The organism is Spirosoma liriopis (genome assembly GCF_023196085.1).
Classification (GTDB): Bacteria; Bacteroidota; Bacteroidia; order Cytophagales; family Spirosomataceae; genus Spirosoma; species Spirosoma oryzicola.
In genome coordinates, this window is the sequence record NZ_JALPRF010000002.1 from 1,320,535 (window position 1) to 1,344,897 (window position 24,363).

Sequence of the window (24,363 nt, forward strand, 5' to 3'; positions counted from 1 at the left end):
GGTGGTATACTGCACTACCGCCCTACTGGTTAGGCGCTGTGAAGGAACTCCATGATGTCGCCGTCCTGCACGATGTATTCTTTACCTTCGACAGATAGCTTACCCGCTTCGCGAACACCGGCTTCTGTTTTGAACTGCTCAAAGTCGGCTAGTTTCATCACCTGCGCCCGAATGAATTTTCGTTCGAAATCCGAGTGGATAACGCCTGCAGCCTGTGGCGCTTTCCAGCCACGGTGAATTGTCCAGGCGCGTACCTCTTTGACGCCCGCCGTGAAATACGTGATCAGACCGAGCAATTTATACGAAGCTTTGATCAGTTTGCTCAGACCTGATTCGGTAAGGCCGTATTCACTCAGGAACAGTTCGCGCTCTTCGGGGTCTTCCATTTCGGCAATCTGCGATTCGATACCCGCGCTGATGATGATGACTTCGGCACCCTCGTCTTTTACTGCTTCCCGAAGCGTGTCCGAGTACGCGTTGCCGTTTGGTAGCGAACCTTCATCTACGTTTGCTACGTAAATAACCGGCTTCACAGTCAGCAGTGAAATGTCGCCGATGGCCGCTTCCCGATCTTCGGGCGATACCTGTACGGTACGGGCACTTTTGCCCGCTTCGAGCGCTGCTTTGAACTGCTTCAGAATTTCCAGCTCCGCTTTCGCTTTGGCGTCACCCACGCGCGCAGCCTTGTCAATGCGCTGTATTTTTTTGTCTACCGATTCCAGGTCTTTCAACTGAAGCTCGGCATCAATGATTTCTTTGTCCGATACAGGATTCACTTTACCCTCGACGTGAACGATGTTGTCGTCTTCGAAGCAGCGAATCACGTGAACAATAGCGTCTACCTCACGGATGTTCGCCAGGAATTTGTTGCCCAGGCCCGCACCCTGACTAGCTCCTTTCACCAGTCCGGCGATGTCGACAAACTCAATGATGGTTGGCACCACTTTCTGGGGTTTCACCAGTCCTTCGAGGGTGTCTAGTCGTTCGTCGGGTACGGTTACCACCCCAACGTTGGGTTCTATTGTGCAGAATGGATAGTTAGCGGCTTCCGCCTTTCCACTCGAAATTGCGTTAAAAAGCGTCGATTTACCCACATTTGGCAAACCTACGATACCACATTGTAAGCCCATAGTAAAGGATATATGAGTGAATGGCTGAACGAGTGAATAAGCGAGTGTCCAGTAATAGCCAGTGCTCGTTTATTCATGAGTTCGTTCACTCGTCATGTTTGTGCAAAATTACAACCGCAGCAGCGGACCGCAAAAAAAGCCTTCGGCACGGAGCAAAGGCTTGATGACTTGGGAAAACCCGGTCTCAGTCAAGAATTAGCATGTATAGTTAAATCATGAACCGTAATTTATGCATTGAAAATTCAGTTAATCCCACTTTAGTTCACTGGCAAAGTCGTCCTGTTCGTCGCGTTGGGAGAATTGGGCAAAATCGACATCGGGCATAAGATCGGTTTTCACATGTTCCACCGTTTCCTGAAGGGCTTCGATAAATTTGTCGAAGTCTTCTTTGTAGAGAAATAGTTTGTGCTTCTCATACACAAACCCGTCTCCCTGCGGGTGTCGGCGGCTCTCGGTAATGGTGAGGTAATAATCGTTGGCGCGGGTTGATTTTACGTCAAAAAAATACGTTCGTTTCCCCGCCCTAACCCGTTTGGAATAGATCTTTTCCCGTTCTTTTTCGTCCACAATCAGTGAGGTTTAGTGTATTCGTAAATGCTAAAGATACAGGCAATTGGAGCAGAACAAAAATATTGGTACTAAATATATTTTGGGGTGAGATAACCCCGAAGTCTGATAGAGTTGTGGAGGCCGTTCCACAGTTTTTTCGCTAAATGCTTGGTAGATAGGTCTGTTTGTCCTATCTTTGTTTAATAGGAATTGCACTTTTTGGAGACGAAGGGAGTCGGAAGATACAACTGATTTGCCTTCGTTTATTTTTCACGTAACCAAAAGCTGTATGAGTTATATCATGTCCCTTATGTTGTTTTTTAACAGCATAAAACCGGCGGAGGCTCTCCCGAGCCTCATACAGAAAGGCAAAGCGTCTTTTTATTCCAAGAAGTTCAATGGTCGGAAGACCGCTTACGGCGAACGCGTCAGCGCGGAAGCCCTCGAAGGTGCCCATCGTTCATTACCAAAGAATACACTGGTTGAAGTAACAAACCTAGACAACAACCGCTCGGTAATTGTACGAATCAATGATAAGGGTCCATTTTCAAAAAGTCGCGTGATCGATCTGACGCACGCGGCTGCTCAGGCACTTGGCATGGTTTCTAAAGGAGTAGCCAATGTGTCTCTTCGGGTTGTTAGCAAAGGCCGTGAACTGGCGGCTGCTACCCCGGCTCCTCTTTTTGATACACCCGATGCTTTTCAGCCGTTGCTGGAGCCGGTGTTATAACCAAATACGGTTCTTTCCGTATTCGCTGTCGAACCGTTCAATGCTCATCCGTGCAATTCCTGACGCGGGCGTTGAACGGTTCCTTTTTGTTATCCGGCATATGATTTGTAGCTTGTCGGTACGCTGGCCGTTTTCCTTTCGTTAACTACACAACGATACATTATTCTTCTGTCCGGCATACACTATGAAACAAGCTCTTAACCTGGGGCAGGTGCGCTCGTTCGGCAACGTCGAGTTTCTGGCCCGTCAGTTGGTTGAAGGATTTATAACCGGTCTGCATAAATCACCTTTTCATGGTTTCTCCGTCGAATTTGCCGAACATCGGCTTTACAATACGGGTGAAACTACGCGTCACATTGACTGGAAGGTGTACGGGAAGACCGAAAAATTGTTTGTCAAACGCTACGAAGAAGAAACGAATCTACGCTGTCATCTGCTGATCGATACGTCATCGTCGATGTTTTATCCCGAGCCTGACTACGGTAAAGTGACCTTTAGCGTGATGGCAGCTGCGTGTCTGGCGTATATGTTGCAGCGGCAGAAAGATGCCGTCAGCCTGACTACTTTCGCTGATACGATTGACCTGCAAACGCCCGTAAAATCGACGCCTTCGCACGTGCATAAGCTGTTTACGCAGCTCGATCAGGTGATGCAGCAACCGAAGCCCCTGCGCAAAACATCGGCGGCTGATGTGATTCATCAGGTTGCCGAGAAAATCAACAAGCGGTCACTGGTGATTATCTTCAGTGATATGTTTGAAAACGCTGATAAGTCCGACGCGCTGTTTTCGGCCTTGCAGCACCTGCGCCACAATCTCCACGAAGTGCTGTTGTTTCACGTTACGGATAAGAAAACGGAGGAAGAGTTTGCCTTTGACGAACGCCCGTACGAATTCATTGATCTGGAAACGGGCGAGAAAGTCAAACTTCAGCCTGGACAAGTTCGGGAAACGTATCAGCAGGCGGTGAAGTCTTATTTTCAGGATCTGAAAATGCGGTGCGGCCAGTACAAAATTGATTTTATCGAGGCCGACATCGCTCAGGGATTTGATCAGATATTAACGTCGTATCTGGTGAAGAGAACGAAGATGAAATAACCTAACGTAGCAGTGCGGCCTACCAATCTCTGATGTGCCGTGTTCGTGAAAACTACGAACCAGAGATTGATAAGCCGCACCACCACGTTACTTTTTCGCGCTTGCTTTGGCATTGGCGGGAGCAACGGCTGGCTTTTGGGATGCTTGCTGCCGTTTGTGGAAAAGCACAAAATCTTCGATTTGCTCAACAGGAAGTTTGCGGGCCAAGATTTTCTTGTTCTTGTCGAGCACGTATACCGTTGGCGTTGTCCACACGTCGAACTGACGACGGAAATCGGTGCGTGATGCAAAATCGTAGCCGTTGATCGCGTTCCCTAACTTAAACTCCCGAATAAATTTCTTCCACTCTTCCGGCGTCTGGTCGATGGCGATGGCTACCACTTCTATGCCTTTGCCTTTGTAGGTATCAACGAATTTTTTGAGCTTCGGTGCGCTTTCCCGGCAATGGCCGCAATGAGGATCGTAGAAGTAAACGACGGTGTAATCCGACTTGATGTTCTGGAACGCGATCGGTCGGCGAAGCGTGTCGCTGACAGCCGGAGCCGGTAGCGTTTTACCAACCAACAAGGGCTTAAGCGTCTTGACCCGCTCGCCAATGTTCTTGATTGTCGACGAATCCGTAACGGGCATGATGCCGGTGGCGTAGTACTTCTCGAACATGTGGACAAACAACCCATCGGTTCCCATCACTTTGGGTTGTTCGTACTGGCTGGTGGTGTACCAGACGATGTACGACAGTACTTCTTTATTTTTGCCCGCCTGCGCCTTGCCAACCATGTAATCGGCGGATTTGATAAGCGAATCAGGTGTCTGAACGGTTAGTTCTTTCAGATAGCGATCAATCTTCCGTTGTAAGATCGGCGTGCGAACAAACCGTTCATCGGCAAAATCGTAATCGTCCCAGAAATGACCTTTAAAGTAATTGAACACCCATACGGAATCAGGCCGACCGTTAGCCAGCTTCGGAGCAGGCGGTACGTCAGGTTCCGCCGACGCTTTGATGAGCTTAACGGCAAACGTGCCTTTATTTTCGGTAAAGAACTGGTCGCGGTAGACCTGCGCCTTTTTTTGTAACGCATTCATCTTCTGGGACACAAGCGCTACCGATGCGGCATCAGTATGGGCCTTTTTCTCGGCTTCCAACGCTTTCGCTTCATCGTAAAAACTGCCCAAACCCTGCTGGTACGTATAGAACAGCTCGTTATCCTTCGAGCCGCTTACTTTCATGTTTTTGATGAGGTTAGCCGTATCAGTCTTGAACGAAAAGTCCTGATCGGCAGTCATCAGAAATTCGATGTAGCCGTTCTTGGGCGTTACAGCGAGGTACAAGCCTTCCGGAAGGTGATTTTTTCCTTCAAAAACAAGGTTGCCGGTGGCATCAACGCGAGCGGTATCTTTAGGAATGTACTGACCCGAGCCGAAGTAGTGAGCCAGTACGCAGGTTGTGTCTTTGACACCCTGAATTTGACCCGTGATTTTAAAGCCCTCGGATCGGGGCGTTGTCGATTGAGCCCGCAAACACGGGGTCAGCAACAAGCCAAAGAGGGTGGAGAGAAGGAGATTTTTCATACAAGCAGATGTGTATCTTCGCGGCAGAATAGAGACAAATTTACATATTTAGTCTAAGAAAATACCCTTTACAAAACGCTCATTGCGCTTCCTGTAGTCTATGTTTTATTTCTTTTCTAAGACGCTCTATTATTTGCTGACACCAGCGGGCTGGCTCTTAGGTGCCTTGTTTGTTGCCCTCTTTACCCGAAAGACCATCCTACGGCGTCGAATGATTATCGTTGCTCTCATTATCTTTTACGTTTTTGGCAACGCGTTCCTGATGAATGAGTTGGCTTTGTGGTGGGAGTATCCACCAACGAGCTTGGCCGCTGATTCAACAAAGCGGGTGGCGATTGTACTGACCGGTGGCATGATCAATGGGAGCAAGGAAACGCCGGATCATCGGTTTCTGCTAAATCGGGAAGCCGACCGGGCTGCGCAGGCACTGTATTTGTACAAGACGGGCGCCGTGCAAACAATCCTGATTAGCGGAGGATCGGGTGATCTGCCTTTTCAGGTAAAACAACTGAGTGACGAAGGCGAAATGACCGCGCGTTTTTTAACGACAGCCGGTGTCAGACCGACGGATATTGTGCTTGAGCGTAAATCACGCAACACCCACGAAAACGCGCTGTTCACGGCTAAACTTCTTCGGGCGCGTTTTCCCGCCAGTCAATACGTGCTCGTAACGTCAGCCTTTCACATGCGCCGGGCAGTGGCTTGTTTTCGAAAAGAAAACGTTTCCGTACTGCCTTATCCGGCTGCTTTCAGAAGTAGCCGTCGATCATTTGCGCCGACCGAATGGCTACTCCCCAACGAAGAATCGTTTGCCGATGCCTATTACCTCGTGAAAGAGTTGGTCGGCTACACGATGTACTCGGTGATGGGCTACAGTTAGCCATCGAGTGAGCGAATGGACTCGCTCACTCGATTAGTACGTCTATTAAACGCTCAAGATTTTTACCATCCGAAGCAGATCTTCGCTGATGGGCTTAGGCAAGCGAATCGTATCACGAAAAGGGGTGTAAACCAATTCATTGTTAACAACACCCGCCATCACGTTCTTCTCGCCGTTCATTAATCCTTCCAGAGCACCAAGGCCCAGTCGGCTGGCCAGGATACGGTCGTAAGCGGTTGGGATACCCCCGCGCTGGATGTGTCCCAGCGTGGTAACCCGCATATCGATGTCGGATGACACCTGAGCGCGTATTTTCTCCGAAATTTCGGTTGCGTTGCCTTCTTCTTCGCCTTCTGCAATAACAACAATCGACGAAGACTTCTGACGGCTCCAGCCCGACTTCAGCGTTTCGACAACCTCCGATATGGGAGTTAGTACTTCGGGAACCATCACCAGTTCAGCACCACCCGCAATACCCGACTGAATGGCAATATAGCCCGAGTCGCGACCCATTACTTCAATAAAGAAAATGCGGTCGTGCGAATCAGCGGTGTCACGAATTTTGTCGATGGCTTCCAAAGCCGTGTTTACGGCAGTATCGAAACCAATCGTATGGTCTGTTCCGTAAAGATCGTTGTCAATCGTTCCGGGCGCGCCTACGGTTGGGATTCCGTATTCATCGTAGAAAATAGTGGCTCCGGTGAAGGTACCATTTCCGCCAATAGCAACCAGACCTTCAATACCAAACTTCTGGAGTTGCTCGTACGCTTTTGCCCGACCTTCGGGCGTCATGAATTCTTTACTACGGGCCGATTTCAGGACAGTACCGCCCCGCTGAACAATATTGCTCACCGAGTGGGAGGACATCTGAAAAATATCACCATTTATCATCCCGCTGTACCCCCGGCGGATACCAAATACTTCGAGACCGTGATAGACCGCTCCCCGGACCACTGCCCGGATACAGGCGTTCATACCAGGCGCATCACCACCAGAGGTAAAAACAGCAATTCTTTTCATTGATCAAGTCTATTTTTTATCAGGAAAGGACAAGAACTTGGGGTCTTCTCGTTTTCAACCCCGCAAATTTATCCGCATTTCACAATCTAAAGGCATGATTCTGGCAATTATCCCTTCTGATTCATGCAAATTTCATAAAAAGCACGAATCAGCGTACAAAAAAACAAGAATTACGCCGTAATGCTGACGCTCAAGACGAGCCAATCGCCTTATGCACTGCCGCCCGCCCAATAATGTAACCATGATTCAGCAGGGTTGGCAACAAGCCAAAATGGGCACGTAATACTCTGAACCGGTCGATCAGTGACCGGCGATGATGCTGCACCGACAAACCACCCGTGAGGTATTTACACAAAACAAACGGCAGGAACTCAATTTTTCGGGCGGCTTTCAGACACTTAATTTCCCAGTCCAGGTCCGCGCTCAGGTTATCGGTTAAATAGTCCGGAGCTATCGAACGGCGGACGACAAAAGCCTGATGACAAACTTTCATGCCCAGTTTCATGTCCTGCCAGGTTAGGTTTTTGGGCAAGGCGTGCGGTGTCACTTCGCTTCGTAAACCAATGGCCGAGCCAGACTGCCGACTTCCATCATCGCGTACAAATAAAGCATCACTGTAGTACACATCCGCCCAACTCGTCTGAATGGCTTTCAATAGATTGGGCAACGTCTGGCTGTCGTACAGTTCGTCGCCTGCGTTCATAAACCAAACGTAATCACCCGTGGCGAGGTGCATCCCTTTGTTCATCGCATCGTACAGACCGTTGTCGGGTTCCGATAGCCAACGGGTGACGTGGCTTTCATGTTGTTTAATAATTGCCAGCGTTCCGTCCGTTGACGCTCCGTCGATTACGAGGTATTCGTAATCCGAAGCTTGCTGGGCAACAAGGCTATCCAGTGTGCGCTCCAGAAATCGCTCGGCGTTGTAGGTGATGGTGATGATGGAAACGCTAGGCATTGGCAAAAAGCAAAAGAGTTAACCGGTGAGCAAACGATCTGTTACTAGCTCCTTCGTTCGCTCATTAATTGATGGTACAAATGGATATACTGGCCGGCAACGACTTCTTCCGAGAAGCGCTTTTCGGCTGACAGCCGCGCATCATACCGAAGTTGTTGCGGCTGAGCGTGATTCAGAATAAACGCGAGCCCGTCGGCTAGTTGCTGCGTCGAACCGACGTCTGCTAAATAGCCATTCTGCCCGTGGTCGATCATTTCGGGAATGCCACCGGTTCGGAAAGCAACGACAGGTGTTCCGCAAGCCAGCGACTCGATTACCGTGTTGGGCAGGTTATCTTCCAGCGAAGGGACAACCATGGCATCGGCTGCGTTGTAGGCGGCTACAATGGCTTCTTCGGTTGTCAGGATGCCCAGGTGCCGAACCGTAAACGGCAATTCGTTGAACAAATACGAGCGACCTTTCCCGAATACCAGCACTTCTACATTCAGGTTTGGCTGTTGCTGATGGAGAAGCGTCAGGGCCTCCGCAAAATACCGAAATCCTTTACGCGAGTCAGTCACGTTGGCGCTACCGAACAGCAGCCGAACCGGGGTCGCTCCCGACGAATCTGTATCGGGAATGCCGATGTGGGTATTGGCCTCTGTACGATCTATTGGCCGAAATATAGCCTGATCGATGGCATACGGAATCACTGAAAACGGAAAAGAACGAAGTAATTTCGAACGGATTCCTTCGTCCGACAGCCAGCGGCTCGGTGGCGTAAAATGGATGTTGGCGTTTTCAAAAATCGATATCTTCTTTTCGAAAGTCCTGTACGACAAATCCTGATCGCCCGGTCTTTTGAGGTACGGGCATTGGCGACAATGCGTCAAAAAATTGTCGCAGCCGCGTGAGTAGTGGCACCCACCCGTGAAAGCCCACTGATCGTGAAGCGTCCAGACGATTGGTTTTTCCAACGCAAATAACGCCCGCAGTCCGTCGATGGACAGAAATCCGAAATTAATCCAGTGCAGGTGCAGAATATCCGCCTGCTGAATCGCTTCGTGAAAGTCTACATTCGCGCCAACTACCGCCGGTGAAAACTGAAACCGAACGGAGGAGTCGCGCTCGAAGGGTAAAAAATACAATCGTTCGGCCACGAAGCGCCCGAAGGCCGTTTGCTCCGCCAGAAAATTGTTGGCCAGATACCGCACACCCGGAGCCGGACGGTGTTTTTCCTGCCGGTTTGAGGTGCCTACCAGCAACGTGCTTTCGACCGCGCCCGTGTACTGCCCGACTTTCAGGAGAGCCTGATGCAGCCGGGTAGCCGCTACAGCCGCTCCGCCAAACAGGTGGTACGTGCTCAGGTGTGTAACTCTCACGGGCGGTAAGCGAAAATATTAAGTTGCAGATCCATCACATCGTTGCCCCGGTAGCGGTGATTTACCAGTGGGCGTACGCGGGCCTGGTTGCTGTCGATGTAATACCGAAACCCACTTTCTTCCAAAATCTGCACGACCGTACCCAGGGTTTGCGGGTGGCCAATGTAAGCGTGGTATTCGATGAATAGATTGCGAACGTGTCGCAGTGCGTCGCGGCAGTCGATCAGCACATCGGTTTCGGCTCCTTCGATGTCAATCTTCAGCATATCGACGCGAGTTTCCCGCAACAGATAATCGCGCAGACGAACCGACGGAACGTGCCGACGGTTGGTTTCCGAGAACAACGAAGCAGAGTCGGCTTCGCCACTGCCAAAATCGATACCGTCGTCGTCTATCCAAACGGCTTTGTTCACAACGTCTACGCCGTCAATCCGGTTATTGGCCAGGTTCTGTTTCAGGATAGCGCCAATGTCGGGATCAGCTTCAAAGGCAATAATCCGGGCTTTGGGGTACTGCTGCCGGAAATACGCCAGACTAGAGCCAATGTTGGCCCCGCAGTCCAGAATAACCGGTTCGTTGATGTCGGTCTGGAACCGGTACGATTCGTCAGCAAAAATCTCTTTAAACTGCCATACAAACGAAAGCGCGTCCGGCACCTGAAAGCGATACTGTAAAAACGGAATGATACCGCTCTGGTGACGTGGGCGACCGGCATAGCGAAAAAACAACCACAGCAGTCGTCGCCCGTTAGCGGTTTGAATGGCCCGGTACAGATTAGTAAAAAGATAGCGAAACAGCCACATAACAGCTTACTTATACGAAAAACCGATACCCGCTCCCGGATACCAGTGATCTTTCGGAACTTCCTGATAATACACAAATTTACGGCCTACTTCCAGCGACAGACGGGCCAATACGCCCGTTTCATGCGCATTGTCGCTCAGCAGAATACCCGTTGGGCTTAGCTTGGGCAATACCACCCGGTACTCATCATGCTCGTACTGCGACGAGTGATCACTGTCGTTGATAAAGAGATCAATCGGATCGCTGAACGCTTTCAGGCTGGTCAGCGAGTCGCCGTACAGCACCTGGCCTACTTCCCGGTAAACGCCGTCGAGCAGATAACCCGCTTTGGGCGCAATGTCAGTGCCGTAGTACCGGCCTGGCTTTCCTTCGGCCCGGTTGCGCAGGAGTGCCGAACAAAGCAGAACGGCCCCTAAGCCTTTGTCAACGCCCGTCTCGATAACAACGCTAGGTTTGCGAAGTCGTACCAGCGCGTACCAGCCCAGCCGCCGGCCAAATTCAACCCGCAAATCGGCCACGCGACGGTACGACGAGGTTTTCGTTTTCTCCAGAATGTACTGCCGGAGTGTCTCATCGGACTGTGCTTCACGGATGTAAGTCAATACTGCTTCGGGCTTGACATCGGCTACTACGGCTACCGTGTGCGCCAGATACAGTATGTTGTCTTCCGTTAGCTCGTACGTGAAATTGGTGTCCTCGCGCGAGTTGACACCCCAGCGCAGAATCTGACCATAGCGGTGGTTATAGCTTCGGCTAGCTTGCCGGAGCCGGGGCAAAAAATTGACGGCGCGCGATTTGCGGACTTTATACAGCGTATCGAGACCGAAGATTTGAATGAGCAGTTTACGCATGAGTTAGGGTAGACAAGTGGGTACGAATGAGGTGTGTTAAGACACGATTTTTTTAATACGAGACCATCCCCCGTTCAATAATTCAGTGGCATCCGGCGATAAATTGAATACATAAATACCGCCTAAAAACAAACCACCTATAGCTGCCGACCGGAGTGCAACGTCGATGCCAAGAATCCACCAGGAACCGGCATGGTGAGGTACCAGTTCGGCCACAAACCAGATCAGGGCAGCCAGCACAAGAACGGCTGCGTTACGCCAGGTAAAGGGTTGAAGACCAAATTTAAGGCCAACCAGCACCGTACGGGCAAAGTTATACAAGAATGTCGCCAGCACCGCACCGATCGCGGCCCCATTCATGCCATATAAGGGAATCAACAGTTTATTCGCCAGTATGGTCACGAAGATGAGCAACACGAAAAAGACGGAATCATAGGCGTAATACCGGGATGTGCTCAAAATAACACCGTTGACCCCCGTTGCCATGTCGATTAGTTTACTTAATCCCAGCCACAGAATGACGTAATAACCGGATTCGTAACCAGCCGGAAGAATGGCAAAAACGGTTGGTAAGTTGGCAGCCACACCGACAAAGACCAGACAGCCCGCAATCAACTGGTTGAGGCAGCTTTTGCGGTAGATGGTCATAATATTATTCATGTCGTTGGCCTTCCACGATTCGGCAATGAGCGTTCCCGAAACTTTGTACAGTGCCGTAGCAGGCAAGGCAATCACGCTGGCGAAGTAAGAAGCCGTGCTGTAGACACCCGTATCGTCCAGACCTTTGCTGGTGCTGAGCATTGCTTTGTCGATGGTCCAGATGATCTGCGTCGATAGGGCAGTAGTCAGCGTAAGCGCCGAGTAACGGAAAATATTTCGGCGCAATTCGGGACTGACGGATATAAAGCGTCGGTTGAAAAAAAGCGATTTGTCCTGCGCTACGCTGTAAACCATCAGGACCAACGGGAGCAGGAAGGCCAGCAGCCAGAGCCCTACAAATTGCGGAAATGTGACCCAGCCGAGCCAGTACACAACGCCTGTAAGCAAGATTAATATTCGCTGCACCAGTTGTTGAAGCAGCGTTCCTGTAACGGGATCATACAGTAGTCGGGCGTAAGTGTCAAAGACGGCAAAAAAGACCGTGAACACCATCAGCGGAATCAATACATAATAATAATCGACAAATAAAGCCGATTGAGCCTGATAGAGCCCAACTACCCACGGACGCGCCAGCCATAAAGCCAAGATAGACAAGCTAGAACCCGCAAGAGTAGTCATTGTTGCAATGAGCAAATAGCCATTGTGTTGGCGATCGGTATCACGAAAGAAAGGGAAGAAGCGGCCTCCAGCGCTGTTTAGACCAAGATTAGATGCTTGGGCTAAAATCAGAGAAACTGAAATTAACAACGACAGTAAACCGATTTGTTCCTTGCTGAATAGGTGAGGAAAGAAAAGACCTTGTGTAAGAAAACCAACTCCTACGCCTGCGTAAGCGTAAATAGAACTTTGAATAGTTTGCCGTTTAATTATACCCATTTGTGCGAAGGAGTGATTGAGTGAATAAATGGTTGAGTGAATAAAACGTACATAAGTAACTCACTCAATCACCCAATCACTCAATCACAATTAATTGATCAAACCCCATTCCAGGGCGGTGCCGGCGGCAATATCGGCTGCGGCAGTTTTACCAAGTATGGTGTTGTAGTAGCGGGTGTGCAGACCATACGCCGGGCGAATGCTGCGCACATTGTCAGTGGTAAACGGTTCGCCCGCTTTTACGTCACGCACGACGTAGAGCGACCGTTTAAATTGCAGACTCTTCTGCTCTTTAGCCGTCATTTCGTAGCTGACGTGACCCATAGCCAGATGCGCGCGCTCAGTTTCGATGACGAGGTTTTTGAGTTCGTCAGGTTCCAGCGAAAAAGCTGAATCAACGCCCCCGTCGGCCCGTCGTAAGGTAACGTGTTTTTCGAGGACAACGGCCCCCAATGCTACCGCAGCGACTGCCGCGCCAATGCCCATCGTATGGTCAGAAAGACCAACATGTACATTGAACAACTGCTGCATGTGCGGAATGGTAAGCAGGTTAGTCGTTTCGGGCGTGGCTGGGTAGGTACTCGTACACTTAAGCAGAATCAGGTCTTGGCATCCGTTCGCCCGGAGCACCTTCACCGACTCGTCTAAATCGGCCACCGTTGCTACGCCGGTGCTCATAATGACTGGTTTTCCCGTCTGCGCGATCTTTTTCAGAAGAATATGATCGGTATTTTCAAACGATGCAATCTTGTACAGCGGCACGTCGAGCGATTCTAAAAAATCGACGGCGGTGGTGTCGAACGGAGAACTGAAGGCGATCATGCCCCGTTTCTTGGCGTGTTCGAAAATAGGCTTGTGCCATTCCCAGGGCGTGTAGGCTTCAGCGTACAGTTTGTACAGATTTTTGTCGGCCCAAAGCGACTTGGTATCCCGAATGTAAAACTCCTCCGATGCCCCATTGAACGTGATGGTGTCGGGCGTGTAGGTTTGAAGTTTGAGTGCGTGAGCCCCCGCGTCGGCTACGGCATCAACGATTTCAAGTGCCCGGTCGAGCGACTGATTGTGATTGCCCGACATTTCAGCGATAACAAATGGCCTATGGATTGGGCTAATAACATGATGGGCAACCTGAATCGGATGATTCATTATTTGTTTACTGTTTATATTCTGTTGATTAGGCGTACATATATTTTAGTACAAAATTGGAACCTAAACGCCCTGATTTTTGCCTATTTTCATATACCCGCACCCTCAAATTTACCGCTTTTGAACGAGAATAGCCAATCAATGAGTAAGGACTAGCCGCCCACCAAGTCCGTAGGTTAATCGAGCAGCTCCATTAATATATACTCGAAATGCATTAGCTTGATAAGCTGTAGGGACTGTAATGATATGTCTTATCTGAACAGCATCAGTAGCAGTTGGAATACAACCACACGACCATACAGTTGGATCATTCCAGTTGCCATCTCGAAGAGAAACATACGGCTGAGCGGTAATAGGATTGAGCGTAAAATCAGTTTGGCAGTTCGTTGCATAATACAAAGCTCGTACCTCAGCATCAGACAATACTCCACGGTACACCCGAACATCATCGATAGCTCCATGGAATGGTTGAATAAGTGTATTCTGAGTTGGTCGGATACCTATGCAGGCTTGTAGCGGGCAGGTATACGTAAGTGGACCATTAGGGTAGATGGGTACGGTCTGAACTTTCTCCCCATTTATGTAAAAAATTAATGCGTTAGCTGCTCTGATAGCTGTTAAGTGCGTCCAAGTATCGAGACTAACCAACCGGGTTGTAATAATCGATCCCGTTGTATTGTAAGAAAAGAAATTCCATACATTTCCTCCGTAAATAGGCCGGTTTGTTAAAGTAAGACACTGGTTTGGCTCACTAAATGAGAAAATCGTGTAAGCGCCGTCCTCGACGGGAAATGAAGCGAGTTTTACCCATGCCGATAGGGTGTAAGTTGGATTAGTGAACGGTGCCGCTGGTAAATCTATATAGGCGTTACGATCAAAGAAATAAGCGCTAGAAGGGTTACCAAATCGGTCACTGGTAAGAGTAGCTCTGACGACAGTGCCGTGATTGGGACCGAAGCCGTCATCAGCGTTACCGCTGAACGAATAGCAGGCTACTAATTGGTTAGCGGCTTGTCCAAAAGCGGAACAAGAATATACAAATAATAGGAAAGTATAGAAAAGTAGTTTGTATGCCATAGAGTAAATTCGTTTACTTAAATTATATTCAATTAGTAATATTATTACGAAAATTTCAAATGCGATAAATTTTATTTTGCATTACGGTACGATAAGATTCCCATTCTGATTTTAAAATAGCTAGGCTAACAACGTCCTGCCAGATGCCGTCTTTCTTTACATGCTGACGATAATAAGCTTCGCGTCTAAAACCGAACTTTTCGTGCATACTAATCACCTTTTCATTGAAGGTCATTACTTCACAACGGAGCTTATTAAGTTTAAGCTCGCTAAAAACATAATCAAGCACGTTAAATTCGACTTTTGCGCCTAAACCTCCTTTCCGAATTGTAACGTCGCCTAGATAAAATGCCCAATAGCAGCTGCTTAGCGTGTGACTTATGCCGGTTATCGACGCTAACCCGACCTTTTGATTGTTGTACGTAATGACCCAATAACGACAGGTGGAATCGTTCTTGATACGAGCAAACCAACTCGCTTGTTGCTCGTAAGTGATCATTTCACTAGTGTACATATACTGAGATACTTCGGGCATATTGCGCCAGGTTCGTACCAGCTCAATATCTTCTTCGGTTAATGGCGTTAGTTCGATATCCATCGATTAATTAGTTTACTAGTAATTCTCGGAAAAGTTTGGTGATTCTTTCTGCTGATCGACCGTCAAAAAATCGACGTTGATTAAACAGACTGGTATTTATTCGAGAGACTGGCAATGACAGGCTATCGTTTAGTTCGGCATCAGTAAAGTCTTTCTTTAAAACGGCTAATGCAATTTGGTTATCTGCATAAAATTGACTCAGAAAAGATTGATTGTCAGCAGTTAATATGCCAATAAATGGTTTGCCAACGGTTGCTGCTTCGTAAGAGATAGTACTGCACGACAGAATGCTTACGTCACACTCTTGAATGGCCGAAACCATCTCTTGCGAGGTAAGGTTTCGCCGAACCTGTACGCGGTTTTCTTCTTCATTTTCAGCTAGATCGTAGTGCGTATTTGCCGCGCCAGCTACAACGACTATCTGATTCGCCACGGTTTCTTTGAGCAAGCTATTTACAACTCTCTTGCTTATATTTTCAGGGTCCGCGCCCCCAAGATTGACTAAAACTTTATGGGGATAAAATGTAGATAATGTTTTGAAGGAAGTTCTCATGCCAGCTTCCAGAAATGGCTTTCTGAGTAAGCTATAGTCTGTTCCAAGTAAGAATCGGGTGTACGATTCCGCTTGATAGTCTGACATACGGGCATTCCCTCCGTGATTGATCACAACGTCAGCATACTGGTGCCAGGCTATTAAATCGTCGATGGCAATCAGTGTATGGCAGTGTCGTTTAATTAGTTTCTGATAATCAGATCTGAATGAATAGCCGTCCAGTATAACAAACTCCTGGCCAGTCAGATGATTGATCAGATTATTGGCGTCAACTGCATAATCACTAGTTTCTGGTAAATCAACAATGTCAAAAGAAGATTCTGTAATCAAGCTTTTTACAGAAGCAGAGGGATTTTGAACCAAAAAGCTGATACGAAATAACGATTTAATCATATCCGCTATCGCCATACAACGTATAATATGACCTAAGCCTATTTGAGGACCTCCATCGACTCGAAAAATAAGTTTTGCTATGCAAGAGTCAGTCATAAGAATGCATGTTGTGAAGCAAGCGGTACTTAAATTCTGCTATTTGCCAATCATCTTCCGTATCAATGTCATGTGCGTGCATTTCGTCAATCACTATACCTCCAGCGGTTAAATTTGCTAGCCTCTGATGTTGGCGCAATGGGTTCACATTGAACCAATAAAACTGCCCTGTATCGTGATACATAGGTTCCAGATCCTGAGAGCGTAATAAAAATGAGTTAGGGTCAGCCCAGGTTATTATACCGGAGTTGAGTTTAAATGCTCGCTGGATGGGAAATGAGAATTGTTGGAGTGGATAAACAATGTCAACTTGCTTTTCCAAAAGCAACTCATACGAAGTTTTTAATAATTGAGAAGTGATGAATGGAGCCGTTGGGTATAGGCAGCAAAGCGACTCATACGTACGGCCTATTAATTCATACTCGTCTAATACTTCCAATAACACATCGATTGTAGAGGCATGATCCCCCGAAGTTTTACTTTGACGCAGAAATGGAACCACTGCGCCATACTGCTGGGCGATGGCGGCAATTTCTTCGTCATCCGTCGACACCATAACCTCATCGAACAGATTCGATTGCAGAGCCGCGTCAATGACGTACGCAATGATGGGTTTACCCAGAAAAGGCCGGATGTTTTTTCGCGGAATGCGTTTGCTACCACCCCGCGCGGTAATGATCGCTACCGTACTCATGCGCCCACAAATTCCTTGACCGAAGCAATGACGTAATCCTGCTCATCGTCCGTTAATGTTGGGAACATCGGCAAGCTCAGGCAACGGGCGTAGTAGTGTTCGGCATTCGGGAAATCGCCCGGTTTCCAACCAAACTGTTGATAGTACGGCATCAGATGCACCGGAATATAATGGACCTGCGCCATGATGTTTCTCGCCCGCAGAAAATCGTACAGCTCTTTGCGGTCATCTACCTGAATGATGTACAGGTGATACGCATGACTGACGCCTTTGGGCGGAACGATAATCGAAAGAGGGGAGTTTGCAAATGCCTCGTCGTATCGTTGGGCAATCGCCTGCCGACGCGCCATCATAGCGTCTACCCGCTTCAACTGGCTCGTTCCCAGAGCGGCCTGCATGTCGGTAAGGCGGTAATTGTAACCCAATTCCTGCAACTGCATGTACCAGCCACCCCGCTCGGGTTCGTTGTCGTAGGGTGCTGTAAAGTCGCCGGGTTTGTTGGTAATGCCGTGGGTGCGAAGCCGAAGCAGGTGATTATACAGCGCTTCGTCGTTGGTGGTAATCATACCCCCTTCGCCCGCAGCAATGTGCTTGACCGGATGGAAGCTGAAAATAGCTAGCTCAGCCAGCGAACCATCGCCACAGCGGTGTTCGATTCCGTTTTGATCAACAAACGACGCTCCCGGTGCGTGACAACTATCTTCAAGCAGCCAAAGTCCGAACTCGTCCGCTAATTCGCGAAAGGCTGCCATGTCAACCGGATAACCGGCAAAATCGACCGGAATGATACCCGCAAAATACCCTTTCGGATGTTGTTCTAATAAAGCACGAACGGCATTAACATCGAGCAAGGCAGTTTCGGGATCGATATCCGCGAAGAAAACCTCGCCACCGCAATACCGGACGCAGTTCGCCGATGCCGAAAACGTGATCGGTGTCGTGATAACACGGGTGCCTTCGGTAACGCCGAGAGCCAGACAACTCAGGTGTAAAGCCGCTGTACCGTTGGCGAGAGCCACGGCGTACCGACAACCGATGTACTGTGCAAAAGCCGCTTCAAAGGCAGCAATATGCGGTCCCTGGGTCAGAAAAGGGCCCCGCAGCACCTCCGCGACGGCGGCAATGTCTTCGTCCGTAATGTGCTGGCGACCGTATGGAATGGGTTGATTCATGAACAAGAAAGGCAAACGCCTGCATTTAGAAAGTTACGTTCAGCCGAATTACAGGAAAACTACACCTGAAAAGCAGGATCGACATGTTCGCGGATCTGCTCGCGAATCTGCTCGACGTTGAGCCATTCAGTGTTGGTGCCGGAATTGTATTTGAACCCCATCTCGACCTGTCGACCGTTGAACGCGTTCATGTAATCGTCCATGCTCCAGGTAGGCGTCGATGGGGTGATGACGTAATACTTGTCCGTTTCGACCGTGTTCAACGAATCCGTTTCCGTAATCATTTCCTCGTGCAGTTTCTCACCGGGACGAATGCCGACGAGCTTTTGTTCGCAGTTAGGACCGATAGCGGTCGCTACGTCGGTGATGCGATACGATGGGATTTTAGGCACAAAAATTTCACCGCCCCAGGCATGTTCGAGCGCGTACAAAACCATTTCTACCCCTTCTTCCAGTGAAATGTTGAAGCGCGTCATGTCGGGGTGGGTAATGGGTAGCATACCGTCTTTTCGCTTCTCCAGAAAGAACGGTACGACCGACCCCCGCGATCCGATCACGTTACCGTACCGAACCACCGAGAACCGAAGGTCGCGACTGCCTTTCATGTTGTTGGCGGCCACAAACAGTTTGTCGGAGCAGAGTTTCGTGGCCCCATAGAGGTTGATGGGTGCGGCTGCTTTATCCGTCGAAAGGGCTACGACGCGCTGAACGCCGTTGTCCAGGGCGGCATTGATGACATTTTCGGCCCCGAAGACATTGGTTTTGATACACTCCATCGGGTTGTATTCCGCAGCCGGTACCTGCTTGAGCGCGGCAGCGTGTACAATAATGTCAATGCCTTCGCAGGCCCGTTTCAGGCGCTCGCTGTCACGCACATCGCCGATGAAAAAGCGGATGGACTTGTACTTCGAATGCGGGTAATGCTGCGACAACTCGAACTGTTTCAGCTCGTCGCGCGAATAGACAACCAGCCGTTTGATATTCGGGTAACGCTGGTACACCATTTCAATGAATTTCTTGCCAAATGAGCCGGTGCCGCCCGTAACTAAAATCGATTTATTGGTTAGGTCAAACGGTTGACCCGTATTGATTTGATTCATACGTAATTACCTATGCTGGGCGGTTTTCTATAGACCACGGTTGCCGGGTTAAGAAGAACGCACTTCTTTAATGCTTCTACCCACAAAGGTAGGGTTATTTCTTACGGATTCCGTCACCATCTCGCCGTAAAGAACCTTCCTCGCTCCGCAGGTATGTCGCTGCTGTTTCTCCAGCTTCATCTAGCCTTGTCTCAAGCGCTCTGACGATAGGTGTATATGGACGAAGCTTCTGGCTACAGGCGTCTAGGCCGGACCGTTACCTATTTATCCAGATGGTACAGCCGTCTATTTCAAACTAAGAGGTTACCTACAGGATATATCCGTTTACTGAAGTAAGATTAAGTTTAGGTAACGACAATTTTGATGAATATCCAGAATCCTAGTAAATCCCTTTACGGTGAAAAGTTCAATTATACGCATGTGTCTCTGTCTACCCGTGCGATTGCGCTCACGTTATTTGGCATAGCCTTCCTGTTAATTATTATCAGTTTCGCTGGTATGTACGCTCGTTTATACGCGAGTGCTCAGGGATTTCAATGGCATCGTTACATCGAGCATCTGATTGACAAAACGTATGTTGATTCAGAATTAAACATTCCCACGTTCTACAACGCCTGTCTGCTTCTGCTGTCGAGCGTTCTTCTGCAACTGGTTAAATTGATTAAAGGACCCAGTCAGGTAAAGCGTCAGCATTGGTCTATATTATCAATCATTTTTCTGTTGCTGGCCATGGATGAATCAACGAGTTTTCACGAACTTCTCAATGTCAGTACCTTGCAGGGAAACGTGCCAACCAGTAAATACTTACATTGGACCTGGGTGATTCCTGGAATGTTATTCGTTGTGGCCGTATTCGTTTTTTTTATTCCTTTTTTGCTCGCGTTGCCCCGTCGTACTGCTAGTCTGATGATCTTGGCCGGAGCGACTTACGTTGGTGGAGCAATAGGGTTGGAAGTAATTGGGTCGGCTGTGATCGTCGATGAAGGGTTTTTTAACTTGCACTACAGCCTTGTGACCCACCTGGAAGAGTTGATGGAAATGACAGGTCTGGTGGTATTTATCTACTGCCTGCTGGATTACATCAGCAAAAAACCTATCCAGGCAACCGTTACGTTCAACTAGCAAAGGTATATACTACAGCACTCAACTGGAAAAAGCAGACCGGGCTAAACAACAGGAATTACAGCAACTAAAGGCGGAAGTCGGCGAGTTAAAGCAACTGGTCAAGCAGCTTCTGGAGAAGAAATAATAAAGTTTAAATAGCGCCAATAAAGAAAACGCCTGGCTACTGTGATGTAGTCGGGCGTTTGTGTATCAACTACCTTATTTACTCGGCACTGTGTTCGCTATCTGGGCTCGTTCGAAAGCGTCGATGTAGCTTTTGGCACTGGCGTTCAGGATCGTAACCCCCCGCGAATCGGCGTAATGTCGAATCACCTCATAGCCTCTAAACACCTTGTGTAAGGACAGGAACTGCGAAGCCATCGAGAAGGTGCGCTGCCGAAACTTATCGGAGTATACGGGTTCATGCTTCACGTCACTAGGCTTGTCGTAGAAATGAATCTGCTTGATCAATAACTGATTTTGGTCGTTTAGCCTGATCTGCTCATGCCAGGAGGTATCCGCACCAAACAGATAAATGGTTTCGAACTGTCGGTTGATCATCAACGTCAGGGCCGCAATGATAACCGTTTGGGCCTGAGGCATTCCATAGCCATTGGCGTACAGCCAGTATGTGAGCCGCTGAAAACCGCTGACCACGGTGTAATTGAAATAAACAGGCTTGATCTGCGGATTGCCACGTTCAATCTGACCAAGCAGATACGACCCTTTGGCAAAATGAGGCACGTACAAGGTCATAGGCCAGTTCACCTGCTCCAGAAAGACCGACAAGGTACGGCGGATGTCGTCGCGGTCGGTGGTCTGTTCGGTAAAGACAAAATAGTTTGGGTCAGAAATAACGTAGTTCTGCGGCTTGAGACGGAGAAAAATGTCGGCGTGGGCAAAGTTGTTGACGCAGACCATTTCCGTTCGACGGATAAAATCGAAGTGTTCGGTCAGGGACTCGTTTAAGGACGGACCGTTACCCAGAACCGAGCAGACAGGGAGCTGGCGGGCGGGTAGTCGGGTTCGGTGGCGACCACGGATCACCACTTTTATCAGGGAAAGAAGCGATTTGAATAACTCGCCCAGAAATTGACTTATGGAATTAAAAGCAGCTTCAAGCATGCGGTCAGTACCGGATGGGATACCCTTTTTTATACAAAATAACGAAAAAAACACCAGAACGGACTGTTATCAATGGGAAAGTGGTCTAAACGACGTAAGCGACAACGATCCAGAAGATCGTAGTTCCTGTCTACAACTTTTTCTCGAATGTGAGCTTGGGCGACGATTGTGCACCGAGGTTCTGCTTGAAACGAATAAGGCTGGGTTTGGGTTGCCGGTCAGCGTCAAGCGATACACCCAGGTCGAGTACGCGAATACCTTGTTGCTGGCAGTAAGTGAATACGCAATCCAGGAGCAGTACCATTGGGCTAAACGTTCGGTAGTCGGGGTGCGACGCGGGAAGAAAGCTGTACAAAACGTCGTGCCGCACCCGTACTGCAACCATCAAGGCAATGAGCTTTTCTCTATGCCGGATGGTAAATACCGGAAACTGGTGTGGAAAGTTCTGTAAAAGAGTGATTAAATGATCCGTACCAAGCGTAAGTCGATACCCTTGTTTGTGTCGGGTATCTTGTAAGAATGCAGCGACTTCTTTTACATCGGGAAGAGACCCCTGCGTAAACCGGAAATGGGCCTCTCGGCACTTGCGTAACCGCCGGCGTTCGGACGCCACTAGCTTTGACTCGAACGCTGTTTCGGTAACGGGAAGAAAGAAATTTTGGTGGTTTTCGAGAAGCGCAAATTCGTGCTTTGCCAGAATACGAGAAAGCTGTTCGGCCTGCGTGGGTGCGTAACAGTGCGGATAGTTAATCAGTCGTAATGCACGAGCGCCGTTGGTACGAGCCGTGTCCTGAATACAGCCTATAAACTCTTCAATTAGATCGTCCGGGAGCGTATTGCTGAATTCGACCGAACCAAACGGGGCAGCACCGGGACTCATTGCTACCTGATCACTGACAAAAAAAGCACATCGGGCTTCGGCTTGCTGAGTCTGTTGGTTGAGAACGGTGAGCAAATGAAAGGCTCCGTTTTGTTGCTGACGGAGATGCTCGATCTCATTGAAGAAAAAGCCGGGTTGACTAAACAAGGGAACGCTGGAGGCTTCGGGACTAAATTGGTGCAGAATAGTGTAGTCAATCATTGGCTTAGGCTGCCAAACGCTTCCTGATAAAGCGGGCAAAAGATCGGTTTTGAAAGCAACCGATTTATTGGGCTTAGTCAACTTTTATGCCATCGGCAAAAGCGTATGGCGAATAGTCTACAAAATGAAGTGACCACTTCCGTACTACGGAGTCGTAAGAAGGTAGTTTCTAACCAGAAAAAGAAGCGTTTTCGGTTTCGCCGTGAGCCGGATGGGTAGGAACTACTCGCAAAAGTCAAACGATAGAACCTTTTTTAGATACAGATATACGGCGCTGACCGATGGATAAAGCCGGTTTACAGCAACACAGATGCCGATCAGGACGCAAATAGACTGGTCAGCTGATAAAATTGTAAGAGAGAATATGTCAATTAGAAATCCCGATGATGTTATTTCGTCGGGATTTTTTGTTGGCTGTCTAGGGCTACCAATCTTAAGAAAGGTGTTTTTTCTTCTTCCATTGGGAGTAAACCAACTGAATGATCCCGTCTTTCAAGCCCAAGTCTGGGACTATAATTGTATTGGCCCCGGCCCATTTCATGACCGATACGTAAATGTCGGCAGCTGGGACAATGACATCGGCGCGGTCGGCGTTCAGACGGAGTTTATTGATTCGATCTTCCTGACTGAAACCTGCAATGTGGTTGCGAATCCGTTCAATTTCAACTCGGGTGGTTTCCGATTCGGATGTCTTAGACGCCAAGTTGAACAGCTTGCTGATGTTACCGCCCGTACCAACCGCCGTTATTTCTTCCGACGAATCAACGTTGTCTTCTACCCAATCTTCAATTTTCCGCCAGGCCCCTTTGGTTTCTTTGCCTTCCAGCAGCCGAACCGACCCAATTTTAAACGATTTGGAATTGATTTTCTGCCGGTTCTTGTACAGGTTTAACTCCGTACTGCCTCCGCCCACATCAATGTGCAGAAACTGCCGGTCGTCGAGGGCCTGCACGACCACGTTGTTGATCAGTTCGGCTTCTTTACTACCGTCGATAATGTGTATTTTGATGCCCGTTAAGGCTTCGATTCGCTTGGCAACTTCGTGTCCGTTCGACGATTCGCGCATGGCTGATGTGGCACAGGCCATGTAATCTTCGACTTCGTGCAGTTCCATCAGCAGTTTATAGACCTGCATGAGTTTAGCCGTCCGGGCTTCACTTTCGGGCGTCAGTTCACCAAAATTGAACACATCGTGCCCAAGGCGAAGGGGAAATCGTACGTATTCGACGCGCTTGAAGCTGATTACCTCATCGTTGTGTAATACCGTTGAGATTTGCAGACGAGCCGCATTGGAACCGATATCAATGGCTGCTAGTTTCATCAAATATAAAGCGTGAGAGACTGGTTTGTTAGAAGAGCGCCTATGCGAATCAGGGCAGAACTGCTAACCAGTCAGTTATCCCATTTACTAAATTCATCCGTCAATTGTTCGGCCAAAAATAGGTTATTTTTGGGGACTATGGCTATAACCTATATCTTTGCTTAAGTGCTTATCAAGAAAGACGGAGGGACTGGACCCTACGATGTCTTGGCAACCAGCCGCTTAGTTTAGAGTCGGAAAAGGTGCCGCATTCCACCCCGGTTTTGTGGGGACAGATAAGTTAGCATTCCTGCTCTCTTCTCCTGATAAGCCCCTTCTTGTAGCGAATTGCTTTAAGGCTGCTCTTGGCATGCCTATGACTTTATAAACTTTTGGATCACTTGGAACTGATTACAGACCTTCTGAAAAAGCGAATTCTT

Annotated in this window: 23 protein-coding genes and 1 riboswitch; of the genes, 4 read left to right on the top strand and 19 right to left on the bottom strand. The window is 48.7% G+C overall.

Annotated features, from left to right (window positions below; all coding sequences use genetic code 11):
* Window positions 1-29 precede the first annotated feature (29 nt).
* Window positions 30-1,130 carry a redox-regulated ATPase YchF gene (gene ychF, locus M0L20_RS14465; protein WP_232561627.1) on the bottom strand — a complete coding sequence of 367 codons (1,101 nt, stop codon included), beginning with the start codon at window positions 1,128-1,130 and terminating at the stop codon, window positions 30-32.
* 246 nt (window positions 1,131-1,376) lie between these two features.
* Window positions 1,377-1,697 (bottom strand): DUF3276 family protein, encoded by a 321-nt coding sequence (locus M0L20_RS14470; protein ID WP_232561628.1) that lies wholly within the window; start codon window positions 1,695-1,697, stop codon window positions 1,377-1,379.
* 271 nt (window positions 1,698-1,968) lie between these two features.
* Here M0L20_RS14470 and M0L20_RS14475 point away from each other — a divergent pair, with 271 nt between their 5' ends.
* Both M0L20_RS14475 and M0L20_RS14480 read left to right on the top strand, forming a co-directional pair.
* Window positions 1,969-2,409 (top strand): septal ring lytic transglycosylase RlpA family protein, encoded by a 441-nt coding sequence (locus M0L20_RS14475; protein WP_232561629.1) that lies wholly within the window; start codon window positions 1,969-1,971, stop codon window positions 2,407-2,409.
* A 184-nt stretch (window positions 2,410-2,593) separates the two neighbouring features.
* The gene (locus M0L20_RS14480) at window positions 2,594-3,505 is read left to right on the top strand and encodes a DUF58 domain-containing protein (protein WP_248477649.1); all 912 of its coding nucleotides are present in this window, start codon (window positions 2,594-2,596) and stop codon (window positions 3,503-3,505) included.
* 87 nt (window positions 3,506-3,592) lie between these two features.
* On the opposite strand, the gene M0L20_RS14485 is transcribed toward M0L20_RS14480, so the two are convergent.
* A complete protein-coding gene (locus tag M0L20_RS14485) occupies window positions 3,593-5,074 on the bottom strand; it encodes a DUF5106 domain-containing protein (RefSeq protein ID WP_248477651.1) in 1,482 nt (493 codons plus the stop codon).
* Between the two features lie 100 nt (window positions 5,075-5,174).
* On the opposite strand from M0L20_RS14485, the gene M0L20_RS14490 reads away from it, so the two are divergent.
* A complete protein-coding gene (locus M0L20_RS14490; RefSeq protein ID WP_248477653.1) occupies window positions 5,175-5,954 on the top strand; it encodes a YdcF family protein in 780 nt (259 codons plus the stop codon).
* A gap of 45 nt (window positions 5,955-5,999) precedes the next feature.
* On the opposite strand, the gene pfkA is transcribed toward M0L20_RS14490, so the two are convergent.
* The 13 genes from pfkA to pseB form a co-directional block, all read right to left on the bottom strand.
* Entirely contained in the window at window positions 6,000-6,974 is a 975-nt protein-coding gene (pfkA, locus tag M0L20_RS14495; RefSeq protein WP_232561633.1) for a 6-phosphofructokinase, read from the bottom strand.
* A gap of 190 nt (window positions 6,975-7,164) precedes the next feature.
* Window positions 7,165-7,932: a glycosyltransferase family 2 protein gene (locus M0L20_RS14500; protein WP_248477655.1), complete on the bottom strand. Its 768-nt coding sequence runs from the start codon at window positions 7,930-7,932 to the stop codon at window positions 7,165-7,167.
* 44 nt (window positions 7,933-7,976) lie between these two features.
* The gene (locus M0L20_RS14505) at window positions 7,977-9,293 is read right to left on the bottom strand and encodes a glycosyltransferase family 4 protein (RefSeq protein ID WP_248477657.1); all 1,317 of its coding nucleotides are present in this window, start codon (window positions 9,291-9,293) and stop codon (window positions 7,977-7,979) included.
* Complete coding sequence (locus M0L20_RS14510; RefSeq protein WP_248477659.1) at window positions 9,290-10,096, bottom strand: FkbM family methyltransferase; 807 nt, start codon at window positions 10,094-10,096, stop codon at window positions 9,290-9,292. The genes M0L20_RS14505 and M0L20_RS14510 overlap by 4 nt, the downstream gene beginning before the upstream one ends.
* 6 nt (window positions 10,097-10,102) lie before the next feature.
* Window positions 10,103-10,948: a class I SAM-dependent methyltransferase gene (locus tag M0L20_RS14515; protein WP_248477661.1), complete on the bottom strand. Its 846-nt coding sequence runs from the start codon at window positions 10,946-10,948 to the stop codon at window positions 10,103-10,105.
* Between the two features lie 36 nt (window positions 10,949-10,984).
* The gene (locus tag M0L20_RS14520) at window positions 10,985-12,226 is read right to left on the bottom strand and encodes a lipopolysaccharide biosynthesis protein (RefSeq protein ID WP_354004177.1); all 1,242 of its coding nucleotides are present in this window, start codon (window positions 12,224-12,226) and stop codon (window positions 10,985-10,987) included.
* Window positions 12,227-12,574: 348 nt separating this feature from the next.
* On the bottom strand, window positions 12,575-13,630 hold the full coding sequence (gene pseI, locus M0L20_RS14525) for a pseudaminic acid synthase (protein WP_232561639.1): 1,056 nt from the start codon (window positions 13,628-13,630) through the stop codon (window positions 12,575-12,577).
* A 138-nt stretch (window positions 13,631-13,768) separates the two neighbouring features.
* Window positions 13,769-14,707, bottom strand: coding sequence for a LamG domain-containing protein (locus M0L20_RS14530; RefSeq protein ID WP_232561640.1), 939 nt, complete (start codon window positions 14,705-14,707; stop codon window positions 13,769-13,771).
* A gap of 55 nt (window positions 14,708-14,762) precedes the next feature.
* Window positions 14,763-15,305, bottom strand: coding sequence for a UDP-4-amino-4,6-dideoxy-N-acetyl-beta-L-altrosamine N-acetyltransferase (gene pseH, locus M0L20_RS14535; protein ID WP_248477665.1), 543 nt, complete (start codon window positions 15,303-15,305; stop codon window positions 14,763-14,765).
* A gap of 7 nt (window positions 15,306-15,312) precedes the next feature.
* Window positions 15,313-16,347: a UDP-2,4-diacetamido-2,4,6-trideoxy-beta-L-altropyranose hydrolase gene (gene pseG, locus M0L20_RS14540; protein WP_262923910.1), complete on the bottom strand. Its 1,035-nt coding sequence runs from the start codon at window positions 16,345-16,347 to the stop codon at window positions 15,313-15,315.
* Window positions 16,340-17,041 carry a pseudaminic acid cytidylyltransferase gene (pseF, locus tag M0L20_RS14545; RefSeq protein WP_248477666.1) on the bottom strand — a complete coding sequence of 234 codons (702 nt, stop codon included), beginning with the start codon at window positions 17,039-17,041 and terminating at the stop codon, window positions 16,340-16,342. Before pseF ends, pseG begins: the two co-directional genes overlap by 8 nt.
* Window positions 17,038-18,213: a UDP-4-amino-4,6-dideoxy-N-acetyl-beta-L-altrosamine transaminase gene (gene pseC, locus M0L20_RS14550; RefSeq protein ID WP_248477667.1), complete on the bottom strand. Its 1,176-nt coding sequence runs from the start codon at window positions 18,211-18,213 to the stop codon at window positions 17,038-17,040. Before pseC ends, pseF begins: the two co-directional genes overlap by 4 nt.
* Before the next feature lie 59 nt (window positions 18,214-18,272).
* The gene (pseB, locus tag M0L20_RS14555; protein WP_232561645.1) at window positions 18,273-19,313 is read right to left on the bottom strand and encodes a UDP-N-acetylglucosamine 4,6-dehydratase (inverting); all 1,041 of its coding nucleotides are present in this window, start codon (window positions 19,311-19,313) and stop codon (window positions 18,273-18,275) included.
* 363 nt (window positions 19,314-19,676) lie between these two features.
* On the opposite strand from pseB, the gene M0L20_RS14560 reads away from it, so the two are divergent.
* The gene (locus tag M0L20_RS14560; RefSeq protein WP_248477668.1) at window positions 19,677-20,435 is read left to right on the top strand and encodes a DUF8692 domain-containing protein; all 759 of its coding nucleotides are present in this window, start codon (window positions 19,677-19,679) and stop codon (window positions 20,433-20,435) included.
* Between the two features lie 201 nt (window positions 20,436-20,636).
* Here M0L20_RS14560 and M0L20_RS14565 read toward each other — a convergent pair whose 3' ends face one another.
* From M0L20_RS14565 to M0L20_RS14575, 3 genes are all read right to left on the bottom strand, one after another.
* Entirely contained in the window at window positions 20,637-21,542 is a 906-nt protein-coding gene (locus M0L20_RS14565) for a hypothetical protein (RefSeq protein WP_248477669.1), read from the bottom strand.
* 130 nt (window positions 21,543-21,672) lie between these two features.
* Window positions 21,673-22,623 carry a GNAT family N-acetyltransferase gene (locus tag M0L20_RS14570; RefSeq protein WP_248477670.1) on the bottom strand — a complete coding sequence of 317 codons (951 nt, stop codon included), beginning with the start codon at window positions 22,621-22,623 and terminating at the stop codon, window positions 21,673-21,675.
* 433 nt (window positions 22,624-23,056) lie between these two features.
* Window positions 23,057-23,944, bottom strand: coding sequence for a Ppx/GppA phosphatase family protein (locus tag M0L20_RS14575; protein WP_248477671.1), 888 nt, complete (start codon window positions 23,942-23,944; stop codon window positions 23,057-23,059).
* Between the two features lie 166 nt (window positions 23,945-24,110).
* Window positions 24,111-24,226: riboswitch (SAM riboswitch) on the top strand.
* The last annotated feature ends 137 nt before the right edge of the window (window positions 24,227-24,363 follow it).